General features: G+C 63.2%; 24 protein-coding genes and 1 pseudogene. 14 read left to right on the top strand and 11 right to left on the bottom strand.

Annotated features, from left to right (window positions below; all coding sequences use genetic code 11):
• Positions 1-44 precede the first annotated feature (44 nt).
• Positions 45-965, top strand: coding sequence for a LysR family transcriptional regulator (locus BMW89_RS10640; RefSeq protein WP_092025534.1), 921 nt, complete (start codon positions 45-47; stop codon positions 963-965).
• 21 nt (positions 966-986) lie between these two features.
• Here BMW89_RS10640 and BMW89_RS10635 read toward each other — a convergent pair whose 3' ends face one another.
• Complete coding sequence (locus BMW89_RS10635) at positions 987-1,670, bottom strand: TetR/AcrR family transcriptional regulator (RefSeq protein WP_092025532.1); 684 nt, start codon at positions 1,668-1,670, stop codon at positions 987-989.
• Positions 1,671-1,748: 78 nt separating this feature from the next.
• On the opposite strand from BMW89_RS10635, the gene BMW89_RS10630 reads away from it, so the two are divergent.
• A complete protein-coding gene (locus BMW89_RS10630) occupies positions 1,749-2,888 on the top strand; it encodes an FAD-dependent oxidoreductase (protein ID WP_092026292.1) in 1,140 nt (379 codons plus the stop codon).
• Positions 2,889-2,901: 13 nt separating this feature from the next.
• Here BMW89_RS10630 and BMW89_RS10625 read toward each other — a convergent pair whose 3' ends face one another.
• Positions 2,902-3,780 (bottom strand): AraC family transcriptional regulator, encoded by an 879-nt coding sequence (locus BMW89_RS10625; protein ID WP_092025529.1) that lies wholly within the window; start codon positions 3,778-3,780, stop codon positions 2,902-2,904.
• A gap of 91 nt (positions 3,781-3,871) precedes the next feature.
• Positions 3,872-5,131 (bottom strand): serine hydrolase domain-containing protein, encoded by a 1,260-nt coding sequence (locus tag BMW89_RS10620; RefSeq protein ID WP_092025526.1) that lies wholly within the window; start codon positions 5,129-5,131, stop codon positions 3,872-3,874.
• 365 nt (positions 5,132-5,496) lie between these two features.
• On the opposite strand from BMW89_RS10620, the gene BMW89_RS10615 reads away from it, so the two are divergent.
• Positions 5,497-6,888 (top strand): NAD-dependent succinate-semialdehyde dehydrogenase, encoded by a 1,392-nt coding sequence (locus BMW89_RS10615; RefSeq protein WP_092025523.1) that lies wholly within the window; start codon positions 5,497-5,499, stop codon positions 6,886-6,888.
• A gap of 76 nt (positions 6,889-6,964) precedes the next feature.
• Here BMW89_RS10615 and BMW89_RS10610 read toward each other — a convergent pair whose 3' ends face one another.
• On the bottom strand, positions 6,965-7,363 hold the full coding sequence (locus BMW89_RS10610) for a carboxymuconolactone decarboxylase family protein (protein ID WP_177195991.1): 399 nt from the start codon (positions 7,361-7,363) through the stop codon (positions 6,965-6,967).
• A complete protein-coding gene (locus BMW89_RS10605; RefSeq protein ID WP_092026289.1) occupies positions 7,299-7,727 on the bottom strand; it encodes a MerR family transcriptional regulator in 429 nt (142 codons plus the stop codon). Before BMW89_RS10605 ends, BMW89_RS10610 begins: the two co-directional genes overlap by 65 nt.
• A gap of 356 nt (positions 7,728-8,083) precedes the next feature.
• Here BMW89_RS10605 and BMW89_RS10600 point away from each other — a divergent pair, with 356 nt between their 5' ends.
• Complete coding sequence (locus BMW89_RS10600; protein ID WP_177195958.1) at positions 8,084-9,502, top strand: M6 family metalloprotease domain-containing protein; 1,419 nt, start codon at positions 8,084-8,086, stop codon at positions 9,500-9,502.
• Between the two features lie 38 nt (positions 9,503-9,540).
• On the opposite strand, the gene BMW89_RS10595 is transcribed toward BMW89_RS10600, so the two are convergent.
• Both BMW89_RS10595 and BMW89_RS10590 read right to left on the bottom strand, forming a co-directional pair.
• Positions 9,541-9,957, bottom strand: coding sequence for a hypothetical protein (locus BMW89_RS10595; protein ID WP_143062739.1), 417 nt, complete (start codon positions 9,955-9,957; stop codon positions 9,541-9,543).
• A gap of 126 nt (positions 9,958-10,083) precedes the next feature.
• Positions 10,084-10,415: pseudogene (locus BMW89_RS10590) on the bottom strand (MerR family transcriptional regulator); the annotation flags it as partial.
• Between the two features lie 394 nt (positions 10,416-10,809).
• On the opposite strand from BMW89_RS10590, the gene BMW89_RS10580 reads away from it, so the two are divergent.
• On the top strand, positions 10,810-12,681 hold the full coding sequence (locus tag BMW89_RS10580) for a P-loop NTPase fold protein (protein ID WP_143062737.1): 1,872 nt from the start codon (positions 10,810-10,812) through the stop codon (positions 12,679-12,681).
• Between the two features lie 31 nt (positions 12,682-12,712).
• Here the strand turns inward: BMW89_RS10580 and guaA are convergent, their stop codons facing one another.
• Positions 12,713-14,311, bottom strand: coding sequence for a glutamine-hydrolyzing GMP synthase (gene guaA, locus BMW89_RS10575; protein WP_092025507.1), 1,599 nt, complete (start codon positions 14,309-14,311; stop codon positions 12,713-12,715).
• A 174-nt stretch (positions 14,312-14,485) separates the two neighbouring features.
• Positions 14,486-14,938, bottom strand: a complete 453-nt coding sequence (locus BMW89_RS10570) for a winged helix-turn-helix transcriptional regulator (protein ID WP_092026286.1) — start codon at positions 14,936-14,938, stop codon at positions 14,486-14,488.
• 95 nt (positions 14,939-15,033) lie between these two features.
• On the opposite strand from BMW89_RS10570, the gene BMW89_RS10565 reads away from it, so the two are divergent.
• The 3 genes from BMW89_RS10565 to BMW89_RS10555 all read left to right on the top strand — a co-directional run bounded on the left by BMW89_RS10565 (position 15,034) and on the right by BMW89_RS10555 (position 17,170).
• Positions 15,034-16,296: an MFS transporter gene (locus BMW89_RS10565; RefSeq protein ID WP_092025504.1), complete on the top strand. Its 1,263-nt coding sequence runs from the start codon at positions 15,034-15,036 to the stop codon at positions 16,294-16,296.
• Between the two features lie 67 nt (positions 16,297-16,363).
• Positions 16,364-16,696, top strand: a complete 333-nt coding sequence (locus BMW89_RS10560) for a DHCW motif cupin fold protein (RefSeq protein ID WP_092025501.1) — start codon at positions 16,364-16,366, stop codon at positions 16,694-16,696.
• A 264-nt stretch (positions 16,697-16,960) separates the two neighbouring features.
• Positions 16,961-17,170, top strand: coding sequence for a cold-shock protein (locus BMW89_RS10555; protein ID WP_008141931.1), 210 nt, complete (start codon positions 16,961-16,963; stop codon positions 17,168-17,170).
• Between the two features lie 110 nt (positions 17,171-17,280).
• Here BMW89_RS10555 and BMW89_RS10550 read toward each other — a convergent pair whose 3' ends face one another.
• On the bottom strand, positions 17,281-18,582 hold the full coding sequence (locus tag BMW89_RS10550) for an RsmB/NOP family class I SAM-dependent RNA methyltransferase (RefSeq protein ID WP_092025499.1): 1,302 nt from the start codon (positions 18,580-18,582) through the stop codon (positions 17,281-17,283).
• 35 nt (positions 18,583-18,617) lie between these two features.
• Positions 18,618-19,040: an MAPEG family protein gene (locus tag BMW89_RS10545; protein ID WP_092026284.1), complete on the bottom strand. Its 423-nt coding sequence runs from the start codon at positions 19,038-19,040 to the stop codon at positions 18,618-18,620.
• Positions 19,041-19,199: 159 nt separating this feature from the next.
• On the opposite strand from BMW89_RS10545, the gene BMW89_RS37815 reads away from it, so the two are divergent.
• The 6 genes from BMW89_RS37815 to BMW89_RS10515 all read left to right on the top strand — a co-directional run bounded on the left by BMW89_RS37815 (position 19,200) and on the right by BMW89_RS10515 (position 24,227).
• Entirely contained in the window at positions 19,200-19,835 is a 636-nt protein-coding gene (locus BMW89_RS37815; protein ID WP_177195957.1) for an acriflavin resistance protein, read from the top strand.
• Between the two features lie 68 nt (positions 19,836-19,903).
• The gene (locus BMW89_RS10535) at positions 19,904-20,746 is read left to right on the top strand and encodes a metallophosphoesterase family protein (protein WP_092025496.1); all 843 of its coding nucleotides are present in this window, start codon (positions 19,904-19,906) and stop codon (positions 20,744-20,746) included.
• A 141-nt stretch (positions 20,747-20,887) separates the two neighbouring features.
• A complete protein-coding gene (locus tag BMW89_RS10530) occupies positions 20,888-22,183 on the top strand; it encodes an amino acid deaminase (RefSeq protein ID WP_092025494.1) in 1,296 nt (431 codons plus the stop codon).
• 9 nt (positions 22,184-22,192) lie between these two features.
• Positions 22,193-22,852: an amino acid ABC transporter permease gene (locus tag BMW89_RS10525; protein WP_092025492.1), complete on the top strand. Its 660-nt coding sequence runs from the start codon at positions 22,193-22,195 to the stop codon at positions 22,850-22,852.
• A gap of 9 nt (positions 22,853-22,861) precedes the next feature.
• Positions 22,862-23,512, top strand: a complete 651-nt coding sequence (locus BMW89_RS10520; protein ID WP_092025489.1) for an amino acid ABC transporter permease — start codon at positions 22,862-22,864, stop codon at positions 23,510-23,512.
• Positions 23,499-24,227: an amino acid ABC transporter ATP-binding protein gene (locus BMW89_RS10515; RefSeq protein WP_092025486.1), complete on the top strand. Its 729-nt coding sequence runs from the start codon at positions 23,499-23,501 to the stop codon at positions 24,225-24,227. Before BMW89_RS10520 ends, BMW89_RS10515 begins: the two co-directional genes overlap by 14 nt.
• The last annotated feature ends 29 nt before the right edge of the window (positions 24,228-24,256 follow it).

Below are 24,256 nucleotides of genomic sequence, written 5' to 3'. Positions count from 1 at the left end.
ATCATCTAAGACTGAGAGGGCAGTTCTCATGAAATGGAATAGTCATGGATCGCTTCGAAGCTATGACGGTCCTGTTGCGGGTGGTGACCAAGGGGAGTTTCTCCGCCGCCAGCCGCGAGCTGGGCATGCCCCTGGCAACCGTCAGCCGGAAGGTGAACGAACTCGAGACACACCTCGGGACCAAGCTGCTGGTGCGCACGACCCGTAAGGTGACGCTGACCGATACCGGCGCAACCTACGTGGCCGCCGCCCGGCGCATTCTCGAAGAGATCGACGAGACCGAGCGGGTCGCCGCCGGTGAGTTTCATGCGCCTCGCGGCGAACTGATCCTGACCGCTCCCGTCCTCTTCGGCCGCATGCACATCCTTCCCGTCGTCACCGATTTCCTCACGGCCTTTCCGGAGATCAACGTGCGGCTGGTGCTGTCCGACCTGAATCTCCATCTGATCGACGATCGCGTCGACATGGCCGTCCGCATCGGTCACCTGCCCGACAGCAGCAAGGTCGCCATGCGTATCGGCACGATGCGGACCGTTGTCTGCGCCAGTCCGAAACTGATTGCCGGCTATGGCATGCCGAAATCGCCTGCGGACCTGGCCAGGCTTCCTTGCGTCAATTTCGATTTTCTATCACCGGCACCGGCCTGGCCGTTCCGGACCAAGGACACAAAGCGGATCACCGATATCTCCATCGCGCCTCGGCTGTCGGTTTCGACCGCCGAGGCCGCCGTCTGGGCTGCGGCCCAAGGCGTCGGCGCCACCCGCGTGCTGCACTATCAATGCGCCGACGCCGTGCGCGAGGAACGCTTGCGGATCGTCCTGGCTGACTTCGAGGTCGAACCGTTTCCGGTTCACCTCATCCACGCCGGACGCGACACGCTTCCTTCAAAGACGCGCGTGTTCCTGGATTTCGCAGCAAAACAATTGAGACAGGGACTGCGTAGCCTCGATGGCGCAGGCAGCTAGCGCGCTCCATTTGATCATGCGCTATCGAACCGTTCCGATGCCAGCCAGGATCAGATCGATACCGGCGAGGAACTGCTCGCGGTCGTCGTGGCCGCGCAGCTGCGCCGCCATCTGCCGCACGAACGGATATTTTGCGGGATCGAGCGCTTCCCATTGTGCGGCGACGGACGCAAGGAAGGCCGATCGATCCATGCCGGCGGTATGGATGCGAGCGTTGGCGGCGTTCTGTCCGGCGACGCCGAGGATGTAGTGCACGAGCGCGGACGCGGAGTCGAATAGCGCGGCCTTGGGCACGCCGAGCGCCTGGAGCCGGCCGCCGACGCTCTCGACGATCTCCAGTGTCGCGGGCCGCCACGGCTCGCGAAAAAGCTGCGCGCCGACCCACGGATGAACATCGATGGCGTCGAACACGCCGATGGCGACCGCGCGGATCGCCTCGCGGGGCTCGGCGCCACCGGCCACCTCGCTCACGACACGGGCGATGACGTCGTCGGCGGCCGCAGCGAGCAGTTCGTTCTTGTCGGCGACGTGCCAGTAGATCGCCCCGCTTCCCGTCGCCAGATGCGCCGCGAGCGCACGGACGGTCAAAGCGCCCTCGCCGCCGGCGTCGAGGATCTCGATTGCGGCCGCGATGATCCGCTCCCGGGAGAGCGCGTCGGTGCGCCGTTCGATCCGCTGGGTCTTCTTTCGGGTTTTGGTCGGCATGGATGCATCTTGACATAAATGGAACATCGTTCCAATACTATGGAACAACGTTCCAACGGACTTATGAAAGGCATTCCGATGACACCACCGGTCACGATTATCGGTGCAGGCCTCGGAGGCCTCACGCTTGCCCGCGTGCTGCACCTTCATGGCATTGCCGCAGAAGTCTACGAGGCGGAGGCCTCCGCGATGGCGCGGACGCAGGGCGGAATGCTCGACATCCACGACGACAGCGGACAGCTGGCAATCAAGACAGCCGGTCTGTTCGACGAATTCCGCAGCCTCATCCACGAGGGCGGCCAGGCCTCGCGCGTGCTCGACCGGCATGCCCAGCTGCTGCTCGACGAACCCGATGACGGCACGGGCGGGCGGCCCGAGGTGCACCGCGGCGCGCTGCGGCGCATCCTGCTGGACTCCCTGCCCGCCGGGACGATCCGATGGGGCAAGAAGCTGACCGACGTTGTCGCCCGCGGCGAAGGGCGGCATGAGCTGACATTCGACGACGGCTCTGGCGCGAGCACAAACCTGCTCGTAGGCGCGGATGGCGCATGGTCGAAGGTCCGGCCGCTGCTGTCGAGTGCTGAGCCAAAATATGTCGGCACCTCGTTCATCGAGATGTATCTCCACGACGCCGACATGCGACACGAGGCTACGGCCGAAGCGGTCGGCGGCGGCGGACTGTTCGCGATCGCACCCGGCAAAGGCATCTTTGCGCATCGCGAGCCCGGGAGCACGCTGCACGCCTACATCGCGCTGAACAGGCCCGCCGCATGGATTGCCGGCATCGACTTCAGCGACGGCCCCGCTGCTGGCGCGCGCATCGCCGCCGAATTCGACGGCTGGGCGCCCGCCCTCACCGCGCTGATCACCGCCGCCGACACGGCACCGGTGCTGCGCATGATCCACGCGTTGCCGAACGACCATCGCTGGGACCGTGTGCCCGGGGTGACACTGCTCGGCGATGCCGCGCATCTGATGCCGCCCGCCGGCGAAGGCGCCAATCTCGCAATGCTCGACGGCGCCGAGCTCGGCCAGGCCATCGCCGCGCGTCCCGACGACGTCGAAGCCGCGCTTGGGATTTACGAAGGCGCGATGTTTCTCCGCAGCCAATCAGCAGCAGCCGGCGCGCACCAGGTCCTCGAGCTTTGTCTTGGCGAGCGCGCGCCGTTCAGCCTGGTGGAGTTCTTTACCGGCATGCGCGGGACGGCGCGGGATTGAGCCACGCATCAACCTATTTCAGCGGCAGAAAGACGTCCGCCACCGCCTCGTGCTCCGGTACCTCCGGGAAGAAGCTCAGCCGCTGGCAATAGATCGGGAAGTCGCGAGCTTCCTCACCGCTGGCCGGAAGCCAGTCGCGATAAAGATAGAGCGCGGCTGGCTCGAGATTGTCGGTGTAGCCGACGACGCGCAGCACCGCACAGCGTCCGCCGGGAATCTCGCCGGCCGTGATGTCTTCGCCGTTCGCCGCAATCGGGTGGTCGGTCCCGACACAAAGGTCCATGCGATAATCGGCAGGCGGCACGGGACGCCGTTCGGAATGCCAGACATTGAAGGTCGGGCTTGTTTTGGGGTGAAGGCCGGCGGACCTGCGCCAGGCGATGAATCGCCGGATGGTGTCACCGAGTGTCGCAGGGTCGCCGCGATGCTCCATGATCGCCACCTTCGTGGCGGGCACATCGCGAATGGTCACGTCGTCAGTGGTGAAAATCTTCATGAGCTTGCTCCGCGCGTTGTCGAGAGGTCCGAAGGCCGCAAGCCACGGCTCCCAGTCGGGAGACTTTTGGAACGACGACGGCGATTGCCCGAACCTCTGCCGAAAGGCGCGGGCAAAGGCATCCGGTGCGTCGTAACCGGCATCCATCGCGATGTCAGTGACGTTATGGGCGTCACTGTAGGCCAGCCGGTAGGAAGCGCGCTTCATACGGGCCAGCTGAACATAGCGATGCACCGACAACCCGAAGGTCGCCGTGAACTGCCGGTGGAAATGAAACTTCGAGAAGGCCGCAACTGCGCTGACCGCGTCCAGGTCGAGATCATCGTCGAGATGCCGGTCGATATGATCCAGCACCCGCCGCATCCGGGCCTGATAGTTTTGCAGTGCCGCCGTCATCGTCCCTCCTCCGTGGCGGCTCCAGTTAGGCGGTGACGGGCGTGATGCGCTCGACCGATCTTGCGGTTTGGCGTGGGCTGTTCGTGGGAGACTAACCGCCCGCCATCAACGCCTTCGCCAGCGCCATATAGGCCGGCAGCGTCACGGGATCGTTCGCCGCGTTCCCCGCGACGGGATGCGATGCGTAGCGCGCGATCACCATCTCGGCCTTGGGATCGACGTAGATGCCCTGGCCGTGGACACCGCGCGCCATGTACGCGCCGTGTTCGTTGTGCGTGACCCACCATTGATTGCGGTAGGACGCGCCGGGCAGCGTGGTGTAGCCGGCCGGCTTGAACTTTTCGGGGTCGCCACCGCGCGAAATGTCTTCGACGACGGACGACGGCACGATCTGGCGGCCGTTAAAGCGGCCGTGATTGCGGATGGTCTCGCCGAACCGGGCGAGATCGCGCAACGTGGTGGAGAGGCCACCACCGCCGCTCTCGGTGCCGATCCGATCGACGTGATAATGCGCGTCCTCCTCCGCCCCCATCGGCTGCCAGATCTGCTCGGAGAGAAGATCGGACAACGTCATGCCGCTCGCGCGCCGGATGATCCAGGCCAGCACGTCGGAATTGACCGTCTTGTAGGCAAACGCCTTGCCATGCTCGCCCTGCTTCTTCTGCTCGACGAGGAAATCGAAAATATGGGTCGCGCCGTCATAGTCCGGCGGGATCGGCGCCATGCCGTTCGCCCGCCGCAAGCCCCACACCGCGGAATTCTTGTCGGTATAAACTTCGGTGTATTCGAGCCCCGTGGTCATATCCATGGCCTCATGCACACGCGCATCGCCGAACGCGCTCGCCTTTAGCTCCGGCAAATAGTCCGTGATTGGCGCATGCGGATCGATCTTGCCTTCCGCGATCAAGATCCCGGCAAGCGTGCCGGTGAACGACTTCGTCACCGACATCGCGATATGCGGCTTGTGCGGCTTCAACGCACCAAAATAGCGCTCATAGATCAGTCTGCCCCGATGCAGCACGGCGATGCCGTCGGTGTAGGCCTCCTCCAGCATTTTTGCGAACGTCATGGGGCGCCCGTCCATCGTGGTCGAGGCGACTGCGCCGATGTCGTGGTCCTGGCGCGGCAGCACAGACGCAGGCCCCGCCCCGCGCCAGACATTCACCGTCGGCACCAGCTGGCGGATGTTGCTCCACGCCCAGCGGAGTTCAGGAAAGCTGCGGAACGAGCCGTCCTGGAAGGTGATGGTGCGGTCGGGGGACGGTGGGAAGCCGCGCATCCAGCCGAGGGTTTCGGGGTCGGTGGCGGCGGGGCTCGCGGGCGGTTGGGTGGGGATGGGCGCGGCGGACATGAAGACGGGCTCCGGAGAGAACGATGCCGATGTCGTATCATGGGCCCACACGGCGCACATCTCGCGATTGCGCCGAGGTGCTGCGCGAAGATCAGGACGGCGGTCGGAGGACGGCAATGAAACCGCTCACCTCATGAAGGTAAGCTCCGGCAACCGCAACACGGCGTGCGAGCACGTGCTCGTGACCTTGATCTCGCTCAAGGCTGGTCACCGAGACTGGTGATCGTATGAACTCGGAAACGGATAGACGTTGGATTGATCCAGTCCAACATCTGCGGCGTGGTCGGATGCCATCCTTTGCAGGTCCCGACGTTTCGAGATGCCGAAATCTCGCCCCCCTGGATTAGCGATCGAAGGAACGCATCATGGCCTACGCAACCACGAACCCCTATACCGGCGAAGTTCTGAATACATTCCCCGAAGCAACGGATGCCGAAGTCGCGCGCGCCGTCGCGAACGCCCATGCTGCGTTTCTGTCCTGGAAGAATACCTCCTTCGCCGCACGCGCCGGGATCATGCAGAAGGCCGCCGATATCCTGCGCAGGGATAGCGAGGCCTATGCCAGGCTGCTCACGCTCGAAATGGGCAAGCTGATTGCCGAGGCGAAAGCGGAAGTCGAACTGTCGGCGAAGATCCTCGAATATTACGCCGAGAAGGCCGAGACGCTGCTCGCACCGGAAAAATTGTCCGTGGCCGATCCGGCGGAAGGCGATGCGGTGCTCGTTCACGAGCCGCTCGGCGTGCTGCTTGCCATCGAGCCGTGGAACTTCCCCTATTACCAGATCGCCCGCATCATCGCGCCGCAGCTTTCCGCGGGCAACACGATGCTGCTCAAGCACGCCTCCAACGTGCCGCAATGTGCGGCCGCGTTCGAGAAGCTGATGCGCGAGGCCGGCCTGCCGGACGGCGCATTCCAGAACCTGTACGCGACGCGATCGCAGGTCGAATACATCCTCAACGATCCGCGCGTGCATGGCGTCGCGCTCACCGGCTCGGAAAGTGCCGGTGCGATCATCGCGGCCCAGGCGGGCAAGGCGCTCAAGAAATCCACGATGGAGCTCGGCGGAGCCGACGCCTTCGTGGTGCTGGCGGACGCCGACATGGAGAAGACGGTGAAGTGGGCGGTGTTCGGCCGGCATTGGAACGGTGGGCAGGTCTGCGTGTCCTCCAAGCGCATGATCATCGTCGACGAGGTCTACGATCGTTTCCTCGAGAACTACACCGCCGGTGTCGCCGGCTTGCGGGCGGGCGACCCGTTCGAGCCCGACACCACCCTGGCGCCGCTGTCGTCGCAGGGCGCCGCCGACGAGATCAAGGACAAGATCCGGCAGGCGGTCGCCCATGGCGCCAAGGCGACCGAGGTCGGCCCCACGGTTCCGAACCGCGGCGCCTTCGTACAGCCGACGATCCTGACCGAGATCGCCGAGGACAACCCGGCCCGCTACTGGGAGTTCTTCGGCCCGGTGTCCATGCTGTTCCGTGCCAGCGACGAGGACGACGCGGTCCGCATCGCCAACGATTCACCGTTCGGTCTGGGCGGCTCCGTGTTCACCTCGGATACCAAGCGCGGCGCGGAGGTCGCGCGAAAAATTTCCACCGGCATGGTGTTCGTCAACCATCCGACCATGGTCAAGGCGGATCTGCCCTTCGGCGGCGTCCGCCGGTCCGGCTACGGCCGCGAACTGCTCGGCCTCGGCATCAAGGAATTCGTCAACCACAAGCTCATCGACGTCGTCGACATCGACGCTCCGTTCTGAGGGCAGGCCCGCCGCATCCGGCGCGAGAAATCCCGCGCCGGGAGGCGGAACCATCGGCGAGTTCATTCCGCACATCTCAATCGGAGCGATGCGAAAAAACTTCCTTCGCCGCGAACAGGCCGTTCAATGCTGCCGGAAAACCGGCATAGACGGCCATCTGCATCATGATCTCCACGATCTCGTCGCGTGAAAGGCCAACGTTCAATCCGGCTTCGATATGGACCTTGAGCTGAGGCGCGGCGTTGCCGAGAGCTGCCAGCGCCGCAATGGTTGCGATTTCCCTCGCCCTGAGATCGAGACCGGGACGGCTGTAAATGTCACCGAAGGGAAACTCGAACACATAGGTCGCGAAGTCGGGGGCAATGTCGGCAAGTGCTGCGATCACATTCGCCCCGGCTTCGCCGTCGATTTCAGCGAGCGCTCGCCGCCCGCGTTCCAGGCGGCTTTCGCCGCCGTTGTGGTGGTGTTGCGTCATCATCCTTCATCCTCTGTTCCTCGCCGGCATATCCGGCGATCTTGGTATCGAGGACGAGCAGGCAATCCTGGAGTTCGGCCACATGGGCACGAACCCGCTCACGTTGCTGTTTCAGCATGTCACAGCGTTCGGCTTCCGTGCCGACGCCGCGTTCCCGCAAAGCCGCATAGCGCAGCATGTCCCGGATCGGCATCCCGGTCGTCTTCAGGTGGCCGAGAAATTCGATCCAGGTCAGGATGGATGCGTCATAGTCACGTTGGCTCGATCGGTCCCGGTCGGCATAGGGAAGCAGCCCGATCCGCTCGTAGTAACGGATGGTATGAGCCGACAATCCCGTACGCTTAGCCAGTTCACCGATCTTCATGAGCACCTGCTTCGTCACGACGCGGAGGAAGCTACGCGTTTGAGCGCACTCTAAGTCAAGTGGGGTTTTGACGAGCTGCGTCGCAGTCGAACGTCGGGGTTAGGGTGACGGTGCACCAAACTGGTTTGTGCACGGCAACCCTCAATCCAAGTATTCGCGCCGGGTGATCGCCAGTCGAGTGCCCGTCCTGAAGACAGTAAGCGCAGATACATGGCGACTTGGAGAACTTCAGTGCAAGCATGATCCTGCACGAACTTAGGAGAAAGGTCGGTCCCGCCATGCACAACTTTACGTTGGGTCGGTTTGCTGTTATCGTGCTCGATTATTGTCAAATCCCTTTCAACAAGGAGTGCGTCATGAAATTGCGTACATGCGCTTGCCCCGGTGAGACCTTTGGCACCGGCCCCACCGCCTGCATCGCTCACCCCGATGTGCTCAAAAACATTCGAAAACAGATTTCTGACAATTCGATTCTTTCCACGGCTGATGCTCGGATTGCAACCCTGGCCGGGATGCTCAGCATTCCCGCTGTCGGCCGAACCGGCTTCAACGACGGAGTCATCTACCCGCCGACGGGGGGCGATGGAGCAATGCTGATCGCCAGGGATGGCGGACGGCGGCCGGCCGCCCGCGTTTCGCTAGCGCCTCCGAGCGGAAAGCTCACGCTCAACTGCCTCGTCCTGCTCGTCGACTTTTCCGACAACGTCGGGAAGGAGAAGCCCTCCCATTACCAGAACCTGCTTTTTGACCCGGCCAATCCGAATTCGATGACCACTTTCTACAAGGAGATGTCGTTCGGCAATCTGACGGTGAAAGGCCAGGTGACGGATTGGATCCGCGCCGCCCATCCGTACGGCTATTACGCTGATGGTCAAAGCGGGACGGGCAACAATTTCCCGAAGAACACCCCCGGCTTGCTGGAGGAGATTCTGAAGCAATATTGCCTGACCAAGTCGTTGGCGCCGTTTGATCTCAATGGCGACGGATTCATTGACGGCTTGTTCCTGGTCCACGCCGGCGGTGGCGCAGAAGCAGAGCCAGACCCCGCCAAACGCAAGCACATGATCTGGTCGCATAAATGGACGCTTCCGTCGGCTTTTACCAACAACGGCGTCAAGGCGTACGCCTATTTCACGGCTCCGGAAGATGGGAAACTTGGCGTATTCTCGCATGAATTCGGACATTTCCTCGGGTTGCCCGATCTCTATGACACGAGTTATCGCAGCGGCGGGATCGGCGACTGGTGCCTGATGTCCGGAGGATCATGGAATGGCGGCGGAAATCAACCAGCCCGGATGTCCGCATGGTGCCTCTCGACCCTTGGCTGGATCAAGCCGACCAATGTCACCACGGCCGGCAACCTCACGCTTGGAGCCCTCGAGAGCGACAAAACCGCGTGCTATCGACTCTGGACCAAGGGAAAGCCGTCGAAGGAATATTTCCTGATCGAGAACCGGCAGAAAAAGGGACGTGATGCCAAGCTGCCTGGCCACGGGCTCGCGGTGTGGCATATCGACGAGACCCAATCCGACAACACCAATCCCCTCGCCTACAAGGTTGCGCTGGTGCAGGCCGATGGAAAGCGCGATCTCGAATTCAACAAGAATTCCGGTGATGCCGGCGACACGTTCCCGGGATCTGCAGGCGTGACGAAGGTGGACGACAAGGGCGCCGCGCATCCGCACACGCGAAAAAATGACGGTACGAGCAGCGGTGTCGCGCTATCGAAAATCAAGGAAACCGCCGGCGTCATCCAATTCAGCGTCAAGGTCTGACGCGAAGGAAGACGCTGTGCGGATCATCTCGGCGCACGCTAGCGTTTCGGTACGTCCACGCTTTCGATGACCACCCGCTCGCCTTTGGGCCCGCCAAGCACTTTGGTGGTGAGCGTATAGTCCTTTCCGACTTCCACGGCGCCCGGCTCCGCTGCGAAAACTGTCACGGTGGAGCCCGGCTTCGCTTGAACGAAGTCTAAATAGCCCTCGGCGGCAGTGCTGTTCTCGACCGCAATGTCCACATCGGCGCCCCAGCCATCAGCTGAACGCTCCACCCGACTGACCTTGCCTTGCAGAATGGTCTTGTTGGGCTTGATCTGCATCGCGACTCCCTCCTGCTTCTGTTCGGCGACCGGATACTGCATGCCGTGTTGCGCGGCAGATTGTTCCGACGCCAGCCAAACTCCGAGGCCAGCCAGAACAATTATCCCCGGCGATCGATAATCAGGAACCATTGCACAAGATCCCTACTCCCACTCGATCGTTCCCGGCGGCTTGCTGGTCACATGGTCCAGCACCCGGCTCACGCCCTCTGGTGGCGTTGCGTAATCATCCTTCATTCTCTGGTCCTCGCCAACTCATCCGGCGATCTTGGTTTAGACGACGAGCAGGCGGTCCTGGAGTTCGTCCACATGGGCACGCCCCGCTCACGTTGCTGTTGCAGCATATCACGGCGCTTGGTTTTCGTCTTGACGCCGCGTTCCCGCGAAGCCGCATAGCGCAGCATGTCCCGGATCGGCATCCCGGTCGTCTTCAGGTGGCCGAGAAATTCGATCCAGGTCAGGATGGATGCGTCATAGTCACGTTGGCTGGATCGGTCCCGGTCGGCATAGGGAAGCAGCCCGATCCGCTCGTAGTAACGGATGGTATGAGCCGACAATCCCGTACGCTTCGCCAGTTCACCGATCTTCATGAGCACCTGCTTCGTCACGACGCGAAGGAAGCTACGCGTTTGAGCGCACTCTAAGTCAAGGGTGTTGTTTTACGAGCGGCGTCGTATGCGAACATCGGGGTACGGGTGACGGTGCACTGAACTAATTAGTGCACTCTCACCGTAACCCCAGGCCTTGATCCCGTCATGGAGAATCTTGCGGGAGATCCCGAGCTCGCGGGCCACAGGAAGGACGCCTTCGCCCCGCTCAACCCGCTTGATCGCCTTCAATTTGTACGCTGTCGGAAACGTTCGGATCGCCATTTTGTCTGTCATCGGTCATCCCCAAGGATAACCTGTCACAGAAATTAGCGTGTCTCACTTACGGGGTGCAGTCCAGCACTGTCCCCGTAACTTGTCTTCGATTCAACAGCTGTTGTGGCTGAAGCGAGGCCTGCTTCCGCAGTTGAAAGAATACGCAGGGAGAGCCAAAAACAAAGATCGCGTTGCAACAAACTCGGTTCAGTGGGCATTCCATGCATGGGCCTACTATGGCAAGATTGACGCGTACCCCAACCTGCAGGCCTCAAATATGTCGTTACACGAAACAAGGGAGCACTTTGTCGAGCTGCTCGCCGATCAGGAAAACAAAGTAATTGCCCTGTCTGGGAAATGGGGCACCGGAAAAAGTCATTTGTGGCGTGAGGTCCAGAGTGTCTCTGACGATGAGACCGTCAAGGGCGCCCTATACGTGTCCCTATTTGGCTTATCCGACATCGATCAATTAAAGCGGAAGCTACTTGAATCGGTCGTCCCAGTTGCCGAGTCCCATCCCCGCCTTTGGGATGGTGCTAAACAGGCGGTGAGTTCTGGCATCAAGGTCTTGGAATCGTTTCACAAGGGCTTCGGTGCAATCAATGACCTGAGCCTGTTGTTGGCCCCAGCGATATTGCGCAATAAGACGATCGTAATTGATGACATCGAGCGTAAGCACGAAAAGCTTAGCATTGATGAAATACTAGGTTTCATCGACCAGTACAGCGAGCAGTACGGCTCGCGCTTCGTACTAATCCTCAACAGCGATCAGCTTGCGCAAAGACAAGCTTGGGACACGCTGCGAGAAAAGGTTATTGATCAAGAGATTCAACTACTCACAACCCCAGAAGAGGCGTTTGCAATTGCGATCGGACTGATGCCGTCTCGCTATTCCGCTCAGATCAAGAAAGCCGTTGGAATCTGCCGACTGACTAACATTCGCGTCGTTCAGAGAGTAATTCGGTCCGTGAACCGACTGCTCGGTCCGCGCGATCTCTCGGAGGTAATACTCGCGCGCGTTGTTCCGTCAATTGTCGTACTTACGGCGATCAACTACAGGGGCATCGACGACGGCCCCAACTTCCAATTTGTCCTAGCCGCTGGGTCCACGAGCGATTTGGCCGAGCGCGTAACAAACAAGGACAAGGCACCAGACGCAAATGAGAAGCGCAAGGCAAGATGGCGCCTCTTACTCCAGGAGTTGAGCATAGGCCGCTGCGACGAGTTTGAAGCGCTCGTGGTACAGTTTCTGGAGTCCGGCCAATTTGACGCGAGCAAAGTCACGGCGATCGTCGATCGCTACGTCGCCGAGACCGTCAGGATGGAAGCTCATCACCGAGTGGGCCAATTGCTCGAGCGCCTCTTTTGGGATCCTCGCGCCGAGGATGCCGAACTAATCACTGAAGCTAACGGTTTGCTCTCGCTTGCAAACCTGCTCGACCCGTACACGGTCACCGACCTTGATAGAAATCTCGCACAACTGCCTGACGGCAGCGCGGTTGGCTCAAGGTTCGTGCAAGCTTGGATCACTTCATTCCGCGAACGGCCGCCTGAACACGACGTCAGCAACGACGACAGCCTTTACCACCGACCGCTGCATCCAGACATCAAAAGCGAATTCGCAGCCATCAAAGCTCGCGCTCAATCAAAGGCGACGGTGTTCGATGTTTGCATGCACATAATCAACAACAGCGGTTGGGGTGCTATGCAAGAAGCCGTAATGAAGAACGCTACCGTGGAGGATTTCGAGTCGGCTCTCAAGGGGCTCGAAATGGATGACTTTCGGCGTTTCATGAGACGCATGCTTGAGATGTGGCTTCAGCGGCAGCAATACGAAAGCCACTTCGGATCGGCCTTGGATCGTTTCGTAGAGGCTTGCAAAAACATTATTGGCGATCCCCACTCAGCGCGGCTCGGAACATTGATCAAACGCTTGTTTGAGGACGCTGGCATAGAAGCGGACCTGCTTACCTATGCTGCTCCGGAGCAGTGAGTTGGATCATACTGATTGCTGAACCGCCCCCCTACTCCCACTCAATCGTCCCCGGCGGCTTGCTCGTCACATCATACACCACCCGGTTCACGCCCTTCACCTCGTTGATGATGCGCGTCGCCGTCTCGCCTAAGAACTTCATGTCGAACTGGTAGAAGTCCGCGGTCATGCCGTCGGTGGAGGTGACGGCGCGCAGGCCCACGACGAAGTCGTAGGTGCGGCCGTCGCCCATGACGCCCACTGTCTTCACCGGGAGCAGCACGGCAAAGGCCTGCCAGATGTCGTCGTAGAGGCCGTGCTTGCGGATCTGGTCGATGTAGACGGCGTCGGCCTGGCGCAGGATGTCGAGTTTTTCGCGGGTGATCTCGCCGGGGCAGCGGATGGCGAGGCCGGGGCCCGGGAACGGGTGGCGGCCGACGAAGATTTCGGGCAGGCCGAGCTCGCGGCCGAGCTTGCGGACCTCGTCCTTGAACAGCTCGCGCAGGGGCTCGACGAGCTTCATGTTCATACGCTCGGGGAGACCGCCGACATTGTGGTGCGACTTGATCGTCACCGAGGGGCCGCCGGTGAAGGAGACGCTCTCGATCACATCAGGGTAGAGCGTGCCTTGGGCTAAGAAGTCGGCGCCGCCGATCTTCTTGGCCTCGGCTTCGAACACCTCGATGAAGAGGCGGCCGATGGTCTTGCGCTTGGTCTCGGGGTCGGTGACGCCTTCGAGCTCGCCCAAGAATTGCTTCGAGGCATCCACGTGCACGAGCGGGATGTTGTAGTGGTGGCGGAACAGCTCGACCACGGTCTTGGCTTCGTCGAGGCGCAGCATGCCGTGATCGACGAACACGCACGTCAGCTGGTCGCCGATGGCTTCGTGGATCAGCACGGCGGCGACGGCTGAATCGACGCCGCCCGAGAGGCCGCAGAGCACTTTGCCCTTGCCGACCTGGGCTCGAATTTTGGCGATCTCCTCCTCGCGGAAGGCGCGCATGGTCCAGTCGCCGGAGAGGCCGGCGATCTTGCGGACGAAATTGCGGATCAGTTTTGCGCCGTCGGGCGTGTGCACCACTTCGGGGTGGAACATCAGGCCGTAGTATTTGCGCGTCTCGTCCTGGATGATCGCGAACGGCGCGTTCGGCGAGGTGCCGGCCACCGAAAAGCCCGGCGGCATTTTTGTGATGCGGTCGCCATGGCTCATCCAGACCTGGTTCTTGCCGCCCGGCGACCAGACATCCTCGAACAGCTTGCTCGGCGCCTTCACCTCGACATCGGCGCGGCCGAATTCGCGGTGATGGCCGCCCTCGACGGTGCCGCCGAGCTGCTCGGCCATGGTCATCTGGCCGTAGCAGATGCCGAGCACGGGCACGCCGGATGCGAAGATCAATTGCGGGGCGCGGGGCGAGCCGGCCTCATGCACCGATTCGGGGCCGCCGGAGAGGATCACCGCTTTCGGCTTCATCTCCAAAAAGGCTTGCTCGGCCTTGTTGAACGGGACGATCTCGCAATAGACGCCGTCCTCGCGCACGCGACGCGCAATCAGCTGCGTCACCTGGCTGCCGAAGTCGACGATGAGAATCTTGTCATGCGCCGAGGCCACGGAAGGCGTCGACGCGGAGCGGTCGTTCTGTGCTGCTGTCATGGCAAGCAAATACGCGACCCGGCCCCTGCCCGCAACCGCGCGGGCCGCGCGCCCACATCCTTCTTTGGGCATGGGCAAATCGATATAGGTAAGTATTATTGACCTAATTTGGCTCGTCGGCAAACGGGGGGCGAACCATCGGCCGCACTGACGTCAGCCGCCCGCGTCGCGACCTCAGCGTTTTCGCGCACCGGCTTTCCGCACCTTGGTGTCGGACCATGTCAGCGGCCGGCCAGTCCGCGACGGCAGCAAGAGCTGCCCGACCGGCTGGCCTGCCTGATCCACCAGGTCGGAATGCGGCTCGCCGCGCGCGTAGAGATGTGCCTCGCCCCATTGGCGCAGACCGACGATGACGGGAAACAGGTCGCGCCCCCGCTTCGTCAGCGCGTATTCCTGGTAGGCGCTCCCATCGGAGGCCGGAACCAGCTCGAGCACACCGAGCTCGACCAGCGTGTGCAGGCGCGTGCTGAGCATGCCCTTGGCGATGCCGAGATTCTTCTGGAAATCGCCAAACCGGCGCAGCCCGTCGAAGGCGTCGCGCACGATCAGGAGCGACCACCAGTCCCCGATCGCGTCCAGCGCGCGCGCCACCGGGCATTCAGCCCCGGAAAAACCGGTCCGCTTCATGTTCATTCTCCAATCCGGTTCTAAAATAAGACTGGACAGCATCCTGCGCAACTGGTCTTATTATAGGACTTAAATGAAAGTGCCGGAGATGACGGATGACGAGCGACGACCTCGCCAAAGGGAGCCCGAAGACGATCGCCGGAACGGCAGGGCGTGGGCTTTCATCCGCAATGGCGCTGCTGCTCGCGCTGGCCTGTGGCCTCAGCGTCGCCAACATCTACTTCGCGCAGCCGCTGCTCGATGCGATGGCCCATGATTTCGGCATCGCTCCCGCCGCAATCGGCATGGTCGTCACCTTCACGCAAGTGGGCTACGCGCTCGGACTGATCCTGATCGTGCCGCTCGGCGACCTCTGGGATCGCCGGCGCCTGATTGCCGGCCAGATCGCACTGTCGGCAATCGGCCTCGTGATCGTCGGAACCGCATCCGACGCCACGGTGCTGTTCGCGGGACTGACGCTGGTCGGCGTGCTTGCCGTCGTCGTCCAAATCCTCGTCGCCTTTGCCGCGACGCTCGCGACGCCGGACGGCCGCGGCCGTGCCATCGGCACCGTCACCAGCGGCGTCGTCGGGGGAATCCTGCTCGCGCGCTTCGCCTCGGGCGCGCTGGCCGATATCGGCGGCTGGCGCACGGTGTACCTGGTTTCGGCCGGCCTCATGCTCGCCACGGCTGCGTTGCTGCTGCGTGTCCTGCCCCGCGGACCGCAGGCGACGATGGCCGGCGCCTCGTATCTGTCGCTGTTGCGCTCGACGGTGGCGCTGTTCGCGGAGGAACCGATCCTGCGCGAGCGCGCATTGTTTGCGTTCCTGATCTTCGCCGATCTCAACGTGCTCTGGACGTCGATCGTGCTGCCGCTCTCAGTGCCCCCTTTCGCGCTGTCGCACACGACGATTGGACTGCTCGGGGTCGCCGGATTCGCCGGAGCGCTCGGCGCGCGCAATGCCGGCCGCCTCGCCGATCTTGGATGGGCCCAACGCAGCACCGGACTGTCGCTGATGCTGATGCTCGCCGCCTGGGCCGCGATCGCTTGCCTGCACACCTCACTCTGGTTCGTCGTGGCCGGCGTGATCATGCTCGATCTCGGGCTCCAGGCGGTGCATGTGACCAGCCAGAGCCTGATCGTCGCCGCGCGACCCGAGGCGGCAAGCCGGCTGGTCGGGGGCTACATGGTGTTCTACTCGGTCGGCAGCGCGGTTGGCGGGGTAGCATCGACCATGGTGTACGCGATGGCGGGCTGGAGCGGCGTCTGCATGCTGGGTGCCGGCATCAGCGCCGCCGCGCTGCTGGTCTGGGTCATCACCGCGAGCAGAATGCAAGAGCCGGCCGGCTGCGCGTTGACGCACGAGCTGCCCATGTAAACGGCAAGACCCGGACGTCAGCATACGCTAACAGGGGCCTGCACGCGTTGAAGCAAGGACCCTCCCCATGAAACTCCCCACCTCCCCCTTCACCGTCACCGACTGGAGCAAGGTCGAGCCGACCACGCATGCCGGCGAGACCGGCCAGGCGCTGTGGCGCACGCTCAACATCGGCGATCTCCGGGTGCGGATGGTCGAGTATTCGCCGGGCTATCTCGCCGACCATTGGTGCGACCGCGGTCACGTGATCTTCGTGGTCAAGGGCGAACTCGACAGCGAGTTGCGCGACGGGCGGAAATCCAAGCTCACGGCGGGGATGAGCTATCAGGTCTCGGACTTCGGCGATGCCGCGCACCGGTCCTCGACAGTCACCGGGGCTACGCTTTTCATCGTGGATTGAGGCACGCCGGACCAGTTGATTTGCACCGCAAAATAGCAAAGTCACCCGATGTACCGGGTGACGGGTGGTGCCTTGAAGTGGCCCAAAATCTCGCTATAATGTGATCATCGATACTTGGCCGAACGACTGGGCCGCTACGCCTCGTCCAAGACAGGCGCGCACGCCAGATGACTTCTCCAAAACATCGACTCATCAGGGCCATGGGCGCAAGGCTGCGTACCGGTCCGCGTGCGTATCCTCTCTAACTAACTAAAGGAAATTCCCATGGCTATGGGCACCGTGAAGTGGTTCAACACCCAAAAGGGTTATGGTTTCATCCAGCCGGATGACGGCCAGAAGGACGTGTTCGTGCACATCAGCGCCGTCGAGCGCGCTGGCCTCTCCTCCCTCAACGAGGGTCAGAAGGTCTCGTTCGACATCGTCGCCGATCGTCGCAGCGGCAAGTCCTCGGCTGACAATCTCCGCGTCGGCTAACGCCGCGCACCGTTCTGACCACGGACGTACCGGCAGAACGTCGAGTTGGAAGACCCCGCGAACTTCGGTTCGCGGGGTTTTTGTTTTGGGCCCCGGAATGACAACGTTGATCAGCCCGTCTTCTTCAACACCGACACGAAGAACCCATCCGTCCCGGTCCGCCGCGGCGTCATCAGCCAGCCTTCCGGCGACTGCATCGCGGCTTGCGCAAAATCCTCCGCCTTGTCCCAGAGCACGCTCGCGGTCTGCTCGGGCGGCACCACCGCGAACTCGGGATGCCGGCCGATGAACGCCCTCACCTGGTCGCCATTCTCCTCCGCCAGCACCGAGCAGGTGATGTAGGCGATGCGACCGCCGGTCTGCACCAGCGGCACCGCGCGCTCCAGCACCTCAACCTGGTCACGCATGCGGATCTCCAGCGCGCCCGGGCGCATCCGCCATTTGGCGTCGGGATTGCGGCGCCAGGTGCCCGTGCCCGTGCAGGGGGCGTCGATCACGACGAGGTCGGCTGACGCACGAATGTCGGCCAGCGGATCGGCATCGCCCTTGGGCGTGCGGATGTCGGCATTGTGGACGCCGGCGCGCGACAGACGTTCGTGGATCGGTACGAGCTGCCGCTTGTCGCTGTCGGTCGCGATCAAGCGGCCCTTGCCCTGCATCATCGCGGCGAGCGCCAGCGTCTTGCCGCCGGCGCCGGCGCAGAGATCGATCACCTGCTCGCCGGGTTTTGCCGCAGTCAAAGCGGCCGCCAGCTGCGATCCCTCATCCTGCACTTCAACGGCGCCCTTGATGAAATCCTCTTCGGCCTGGATGCCGGGGTTGCGCGCATCGGCCGAAAGCGCGATGCGCAAGCCGTTTGCGGACCATGGCGTCGGTTCTGCATGAAGATGAGCCAACGCCTTCAGCACCTTGTCGCGATTGGACTTTAGCGTGTTGACGCGCAAATCGAGCGGCGCCCGGCTCGCCATGGCGGTTGCCTCCGCAACGCGGTCCTCGCCGAACGTTTTTGCAAAGTACGGATCGAGCCATTCGGGATAGTCGCCGGCGGTCGCGGCCGGCGCGCCCTTCAGGGAGCGCGCGGAGAGCGCCGCCTGCTCGGCCTCCGTCAGCGGCGCCGGCGCAAAGCGGCTGCCGTCGAACAAGGCGGCCATGGTCGCCGTGTCCATGTTGCGCTCGAGGCGGAGCATGCCGATCAGCCGGGCGCGTGCGGTATCGGCGTCCATCAGATACGCGCTCGAGGCGTAGCGGCGCAGCACGTCCCAGACGAGGCCGGCGATGGCGGCGCGGTCGCCGGAGCCGGCAAAGCGGTGCGCGGTGCCCCACTCCTTCAGCGCTTTCGCCGCGGGCACGCGGTCCTTCTCGATGGTGTCGATCAGTTCGATGGCTGCGGACAGCCGGGCAGCAGGAGTCATTTGAATCTTTCAGATGAGGATTGGCGCTTAAGCGCCTAGATCAGCAACAGCATCTTCAGCGCGAAGTAGATCCACATCGCGAGCAGCACCAGCACGCCGGCGAGCCAGACCGTGGAGCGCCGTCCGAGATCGTTCGAGGCGACGAACACGCCGGCATGGGCAAAGCGCGTCACCACGAACACCCAGGACATCAGCACGATGAAGAGATCGGCATGGCGCAAGGGCAGCGCCAGCGCGATCAGGGCGTAGAACAGCACCGGCAATTCGAACTGGTTGCGGTAGCAATTGGCGATTTGGGTGGCGTCCTTGGGCCAGTTCGGCTCGCCCAGCGCAATGTCGCGGATCTTGGTCTCGCCCGAGACCAGCGCCTTCCGGCGCCCGAACACCATGCCGATCAGGAGCGCGAAGGTGAGGCCGACCTGCACGAAGACAGGCAGCAGGACCATTTGGATGGACATCGGAACTTTCCCGTAAGGCGGAACGCCGCGAGCCGTCATTAGCCGCGACTGCTGGCGCTGACAATCAACCAGTTGAACCGGGGTTCCATATCTTGCGACCAACCACCGATAGTTAAAGCGATTTCGGCCCCTTTTCGGGGCCTGAGGCGAGCACCCGCCATGAACACCCTCTTCAGCCAGATCGCCGGTTTGATGAGCTCTTTGTCCGAATCCGCTGACGGCCGGCTCGGCATCCTGATGTCGGCGCTCTCGGGTATCGCGACGGCGCTGGCAGTTGCGCTGGCGCTGACGGTGTATTTCCGCATGGGCTACCGGAGCTGGCGCGACATCGTCAGGCATGGCCTGGCCACGCTCACCGCCGTCGCCTTGTTCGGCTTCGCCGCCTACGACATGCGCCACGCCGCGCTCGCCTATCTCGGCCTCAATCCATCCAAACCCGCGGTCGAGTTCGAGATCCGCATGCCCAGGGAGACTCTGACCGCGGCGTCCGACAGCCAGATCGAGCTGCACACCGACCGCAACCAGACGCTGGCGCTGGTCGACGGCGTGCGCGACCTCGCCGACGGACGCTCCGTGCTGCGCGGCGCGGTGGCGCTCAACCACCGCACCGCCGACCGCGTGCTGGTCGTGAACCTGCCCGGCAAGGGCACGTTCGAATTCCGCCTTCGCCTGCCCGCCGAACCACATCGCTCCGAGCAGTTCGGCCCCTGGCACCTCGCCGACCGCATTGCTTCACCGGGGGCGGGCGCCGTCGCCCCGCAGGACGCCTACACCATCCGCTATCGCGTGCTTTAAACTTTGTTCGATCGCGGATTGCACGCGCGCGTCATCGTTCCGACGTCTGGCGGCGCAATACTTCGCCCATGTCCGAATTTCGCCTGACGCAGATTTCCGACACCCATCTCGGCCGGCGCTTTCCCGGCCTGATCGCAAATTTCGAGCGCGTCAGCGAGCACATCGACGCGAACAGACCCGATCTCGTGATCAACACCGGCGATGTCTCCTTCGACGGGCCGACCAGCCGCGATGATGTCGCCTTCGCCAAAGGCCTGCACGATGCCCTGCCCGTCGCCTGCCGTTACATCCCCGGCAATCACGACATCGGCGACAATCCGACCGCGATCGGACCTGCGCCGAAACCGCCGGTCATGGAAGCGCACCGCCGGCAATTCTGCGACATCATCGGCGAGGATCATTGGTCGTTCGAGGCCGCAGGCTGGCGCTTCATCGGCCTCAACACGCTGGTGATGAATTCGGGCCTCGCCTTCGAGGCCGAGCAGTTCGACTGGCTGTCCCAGGACGTATCGCGCGTGAACGGCAAGCCCGTCGCGCTGTTCCTGCACAAGCCGCTGTTCCTCAACCTGCCTAACGATCCAGAGACGCCGGAGACCTCGATCCGCTACGTGCCGCAGCCGGCGCGCGCGCGATTGATCGAGATGTTTGCGAATGTCGATTTGCGCCTGATCGCCAGCGGTCACGTGCACCAGCGCCGCGACTTCAGCTATCGCCACACCCGCCATGTCTGGGCGCCGTCGGCCGGCTTCAGGATCAACGATTCGCGCCAGGACCGCATCGCGATCAAGGAAGTCGGGCTCGTCGAATACCGCTTCCAGCCCGACAGCTTTGAGGTTCGTCACCTCCGCGCGGCAGGTCAGGTCGATGTCGATATCGAGGAGCTGCTCGCGCAGATGGGCGGCGAGCATTAGCCTAGGCGACGAGCACCATTCCCTACCTTGATACCTTATTGCATCAAACATGGCTTGGGAATGACTAAAAGAGCCTGATGACAACGTTGTCATTCCGACATATCGTTCCTTCCGCGGTCGAGGGCCGCAAACGGAGCGACGATGCAGTTCTTGTCCCGGTGGGATAGCCAACGTCTTTCAGCGACCATTCGGGGTATTCCCCTGGTCGATGGCCTGCCGGTCGATGAGATCGCCAGCCAGAATTGGCAGCCTTCCCGCGGCGATCTTGCCCTGCCCGCCCTCACCCTCGACGAAGCCGCTTTCGCATCCAATCGCGACCTCTTCCTGAGATGGTGCGCGAGCGCCGGCGTTGCGGTTGCCCCCCATGCCAAGACGCCGATGTCGCCGGAGCTCGCCCGCTCGCTACGCGAGGCCGGCGCCTGGGGCACGACGGTCGCCAATATCCAGCAGGCCGCCGTGCTGCTCGCGAGCGGCGAGCGACGCCTGCTGCTCGCCAACGAGATCGGCGGGCTCGCTTCCGGCCGGCGGCTCGGCGCGCTGCTCGGCGCCTATCCCGATGTCGAGTTTCACGCCTTCGCGGATTCGCCGGCCGCCGTTGCAGCACTCGCCGAGGCAGCGCGCATCGCGGGTCGCAGCGAATTGTCCGTGCTGATCGAACTCGGCGCCGGCCGCGCCGGCGCGCGCGATCGTGCCGCGGTCGAAGCAACGATTGCCGCGGTGCTCGCGGCCGACCGGCTCGTGCTCGGCGGCGTCGCCACTTACGAAGGCGCGGTCGCAACGCCCGATGCCGATGAGACGATGCGCGCGATCGCGGCACTGATGGAACGCACTGTCGAGACCTTCGCGCTGGTGCGCACTGCTGCCCCGCAGCGGCCACTGATCATGAGTGCCGGCGGCTCCGCGTATTTCGATATCGTCGCGCAAACACTCGCACCAAGCGCGCAGGCCGACGGCAACGCCACGGTCATCCTGCGTTCGGGCGCGCTGTTCTTTGCCGATCACGGCATCTACGCCCGCGCCTTCGCTGAACTGGACCGGCGCGGCGGCCTGCTCATTGACGGCACGCGCCACTCGGCCGTGGACAACTTTCGTCCCGCGCTGACGCTCTGGGCCGAGGTGCTGTCGCGCCCCGAAGCCGGGCTTGCAATCGCCGGCTTCGGCATGCGCGATGCCTCCTTCGATCAGGGACTGCCCGTGCCCTTGCGCGTCTTCCGCGACGGCGTCGAGCAGCAAGGGCTCGCCGATCAGCTGGCGGTGACGCGCCTCAACGACCAGCACGCGTTCCTCTCCGTCGCTCCCGAAGCCGCGCTTGCCGTCGGCGACATCATCGCCTTCGGCATCTCGCATCCCTGCACCTGTCTCGACCGCTGGCGCGTGATCCTCGCCCTCGACGCCGACGGTGTCGTGACGCGCGCCCTCCCCACCCAGTTCGGCTGAGAGCAGCGCATGAATTTCCTGCCGCTCTGGCGCTATCAGAACCAGCTCATCGACGGGGCCATCGTCACGCTCGAGCTGACGGTGATCTCGGCGGTATGCGGGCTCCTGATCGGCGTTGCCGGCGCGGTCGCACTGAATGGGCGGATCACGCCGCTGCGCTGGCTGGTGCGCGGCTACATCGAGCTGCTCCGCAACACGCCGTCGCTGATCCAGCTCTTCATCGTCTTCTTCGTGTTGCCGAACTTCGGCCTGAAACTGCCGGCGTTCGAGGCCGCCAGCGTCGCGCTCTCGCTGTATTTCGGCGCCTATTCGGTCGAGATCATTCGCGCCGGCCTCGACTCCATCCCGCGCAACCAGGTCGAAGCCGGCCAGTGTCTCGGCCTATCAGGCTGGCAGGTGTTTCGCCACATCGTGCTGCCGCCGGCGCTACGCAACGTCTATCCGGCCGTGACCAGCCAGTTCGTGCTTTTGCTGCTCGGCACCTCGCTGGCCTCGCAAGTCGCAACCGACGAGCTGTTCCATGTCGCAGGCTTCATCGAAAGCCGCACCTATCGCAGCTTCGAGGTCTACGCGGTGATCTGCGTGGTCTATTTCGCGATGGCGATGTCGTTCAAGGCGCTGTTCGCCATCATCGGTGCGGCGGCCTTCCGCTGGCCGCGACGGCGCTAAGGGCAGGCGATGCGATCCTTCTCCCTCATCGATCTCGTCTCGCTCGTTGAAGCCCTGCGCTGGACCGTCGCGCTCGTCGTGCTCGCGCTCGGCTTCGGTGCGCCGCTGGCGCTCGGGCTCGCAATGGGCCGCATCAGCCGCTTCGCCGGCCTGCGCTGGATCATGGCGGCGTGCATCCAGATCGTCCAGAGCGTGCCTCTGCTCGGCCTGTTGTTCTTCTTCTATTTCGGCATGCCGATGTTTTTGGGCATCCAGGTGCCCGCGATCCTCGCCGTCACCGTCGCCTATACGCTCTACACCGCCGCCTTTCTCGGCGAGATCTGGCGCGGCGGCCTGGAGGCGGTGAAGCAGGCGCAATGGGAGGCCGGCGCCTGCCTCGGCCTCTCCGCCTGGCAGCAATTCCGCCACATCATCGGCCCCCAAGCGCTGCGGCTATCGCTGCCGCCGACCGTCGGCTTCCTGGTGCAGCTCATCAAGGGCACCTCGCTCGCCTCCATCATCGGCTTCGTCGAGCTCGCTCGCGCAGGGCAAGTGGTGAGCGCGGCGACGTTCCAACCGCTGCTCACCTACGCGCTGGTCGCCGCGATCTATTTCGCGCTGTGCCTGCCGCTCACGCTCTGGTCCCGCTCCCTGGAGGCCCGCCTCGATGGCTCTCGTTGAAATCCGCGACGTGCACAAGACATTCGGCAAGGTCGAGGTGCTCAAGGGCGTCTCGCTCGACGTCGAGGAAGGCGAGATCGTCACGATCATCGGCCGCTCCGGCTCGGGCAAGTCGACGCTGCTCCGCTGCATCAACGCGCTGGAGAGCGTCGATTCCGGCGAGATCCGCGTCGAGGGCGAGCGGGTCCATGCCAAAATGCCGGACCTGAAAAAATTTCGTCAGCGCGTCGGCATCGTGTTCCAGGCCTTCAATTTGTTTCCGCATCTGAAGGTCGAGCGCAACATCACGCTCGCGCCGCTCCTCACCGGCCGCACCGAGAAGGCAAAGGCCCGTGCGCTGGCCGAAGACGTGCTCACCCGCGTCGGCCTCGCCGACAAGATCGACGCCTGGCCCGAGCAGCTCTCCGGCGGCCAGCAGCAGCGTGTCGCCATTGCGCGCTGCCTCGCCATGGCCCCTCACCTCATGCTGTTCGACGAGGTCACTTCGGCACTCGATCCCGAGCTGGTCGGCGAAGTGTTGAAAGTGATGGAGGCGATGGCGAAACAGGGCATGACGATGATCCTCGTCACCCACGAGATGGGCTTTGCCCGCAACGTCGCCGACCGCATCGTCTTCATGCATCAGGGCCGCGTCTGGGAACAGGGCCCACCGGCAAAACTGTTCGCTAACCCCAAGACCCCCGAGCTCGCAAGCTTCATCGCTTCCGCGAAATGATCAACCAGCCATCCGTCACCAGGAGAGAG

The sequence above is a fragment of the Bradyrhizobium sp. OK095 genome (assembly GCF_900109945.1).
Taxonomy (GTDB): Bacteria; Pseudomonadota; Alphaproteobacteria; order Rhizobiales; family Xanthobacteraceae; genus Bradyrhizobium.
This window is presented reverse-complemented; position numbering and strand designations above follow the sequence as displayed.

What these genes read in the sequence shown, in the direction of transcription:
- BMW89_RS10640 (WP_092025534.1), top strand. Translation starts at nt 45, where the DNA reads ATGGATCGCTTCGAAGCTATGACGGTCCTGTTGCGGGTGGTGACCAAG.
- BMW89_RS10635 (WP_092025532.1), bottom strand. Translation starts at nt 1,670, where the DNA reads ATGCCGACCAAAACCCGAAAGAAGACCCAGCGGATCGAACGGCGCACC.
- BMW89_RS10630 (WP_092026292.1), top strand. Translation starts at nt 1,749, where the DNA reads ATGACACCACCGGTCACGATTATCGGTGCAGGCCTCGGAGGCCTCACG.
- BMW89_RS10625 (WP_092025529.1), bottom strand. Translation starts at nt 3,780, where the DNA reads ATGACGGCGGCACTGCAAAACTATCAGGCCCGGATGCGGCGGGTGCTG.
- BMW89_RS10620 (WP_092025526.1), bottom strand. Translation starts at nt 5,131, where the DNA reads ATGTCCGCCGCGCCCATCCCCACCCAACCGCCCGCGAGCCCCGCCGCC.
- BMW89_RS10615 (WP_092025523.1), top strand. Translation starts at nt 5,497, where the DNA reads ATGGCCTACGCAACCACGAACCCCTATACCGGCGAAGTTCTGAATACA.
- BMW89_RS10610 (WP_177195991.1), bottom strand. Translation starts at nt 7,363, where the DNA reads ATGACGCAACACCACCACAACGGCGGCGAAAGCCGCCTGGAACGCGGG.
- BMW89_RS10605 (WP_092026289.1), bottom strand. Translation starts at nt 7,727, where the DNA reads ATGAAGATCGGTGAACTGGCTAAGCGTACGGGATTGTCGGCTCATACC.
- BMW89_RS10600 (WP_177195958.1), top strand. Translation starts at nt 8,084, where the DNA reads ATGAAATTGCGTACATGCGCTTGCCCCGGTGAGACCTTTGGCACCGGC.
- BMW89_RS10595 (WP_143062739.1), bottom strand. Translation starts at nt 9,957, where the DNA reads ATGGTTCCTGATTATCGATCGCCGGGGATAATTGTTCTGGCTGGCCTC.
- guaA (WP_092025507.1), bottom strand. Translation starts at nt 14,311, where the DNA reads ATGACAGCAGCACAGAACGACCGCTCCGCGTCGACGCCTTCCGTGGCC.
- BMW89_RS10570 (WP_092026286.1), bottom strand. Translation starts at nt 14,938, where the DNA reads ATGAAGCGGACCGGTTTTTCCGGGGCTGAATGCCCGGTGGCGCGCGCG.
- BMW89_RS10565 (WP_092025504.1), top strand. Translation starts at nt 15,034, where the DNA reads ATGACGAGCGACGACCTCGCCAAAGGGAGCCCGAAGACGATCGCCGGA.
- BMW89_RS10560 (WP_092025501.1), top strand. Translation starts at nt 16,364, where the DNA reads ATGAAACTCCCCACCTCCCCCTTCACCGTCACCGACTGGAGCAAGGTC.
- BMW89_RS10555 (WP_008141931.1), top strand. Translation starts at nt 16,961, where the DNA reads ATGGCTATGGGCACCGTGAAGTGGTTCAACACCCAAAAGGGTTATGGT.
- BMW89_RS10550 (WP_092025499.1), bottom strand. Translation starts at nt 18,582, where the DNA reads ATGACTCCTGCTGCCCGGCTGTCCGCAGCCATCGAACTGATCGACACC.
- BMW89_RS10545 (WP_092026284.1), bottom strand. Translation starts at nt 19,040, where the DNA reads ATGTCCATCCAAATGGTCCTGCTGCCTGTCTTCGTGCAGGTCGGCCTC.
- BMW89_RS37815 (WP_177195957.1), top strand. Translation starts at nt 19,200, where the DNA reads ATGAACACCCTCTTCAGCCAGATCGCCGGTTTGATGAGCTCTTTGTCC.
- BMW89_RS10535 (WP_092025496.1), top strand. Translation starts at nt 19,904, where the DNA reads ATGTCCGAATTTCGCCTGACGCAGATTTCCGACACCCATCTCGGCCGG.
- BMW89_RS10530 (WP_092025494.1), top strand. Translation starts at nt 20,888, where the DNA reads ATGCAGTTCTTGTCCCGGTGGGATAGCCAACGTCTTTCAGCGACCATT.
- BMW89_RS10525 (WP_092025492.1), top strand. Translation starts at nt 22,193, where the DNA reads ATGAATTTCCTGCCGCTCTGGCGCTATCAGAACCAGCTCATCGACGGG.
- BMW89_RS10520 (WP_092025489.1), top strand. Translation starts at nt 22,862, where the DNA reads ATGCGATCCTTCTCCCTCATCGATCTCGTCTCGCTCGTTGAAGCCCTG.
- BMW89_RS10515 (WP_092025486.1), top strand. Translation starts at nt 23,499, where the DNA reads ATGGCTCTCGTTGAAATCCGCGACGTGCACAAGACATTCGGCAAGGTC.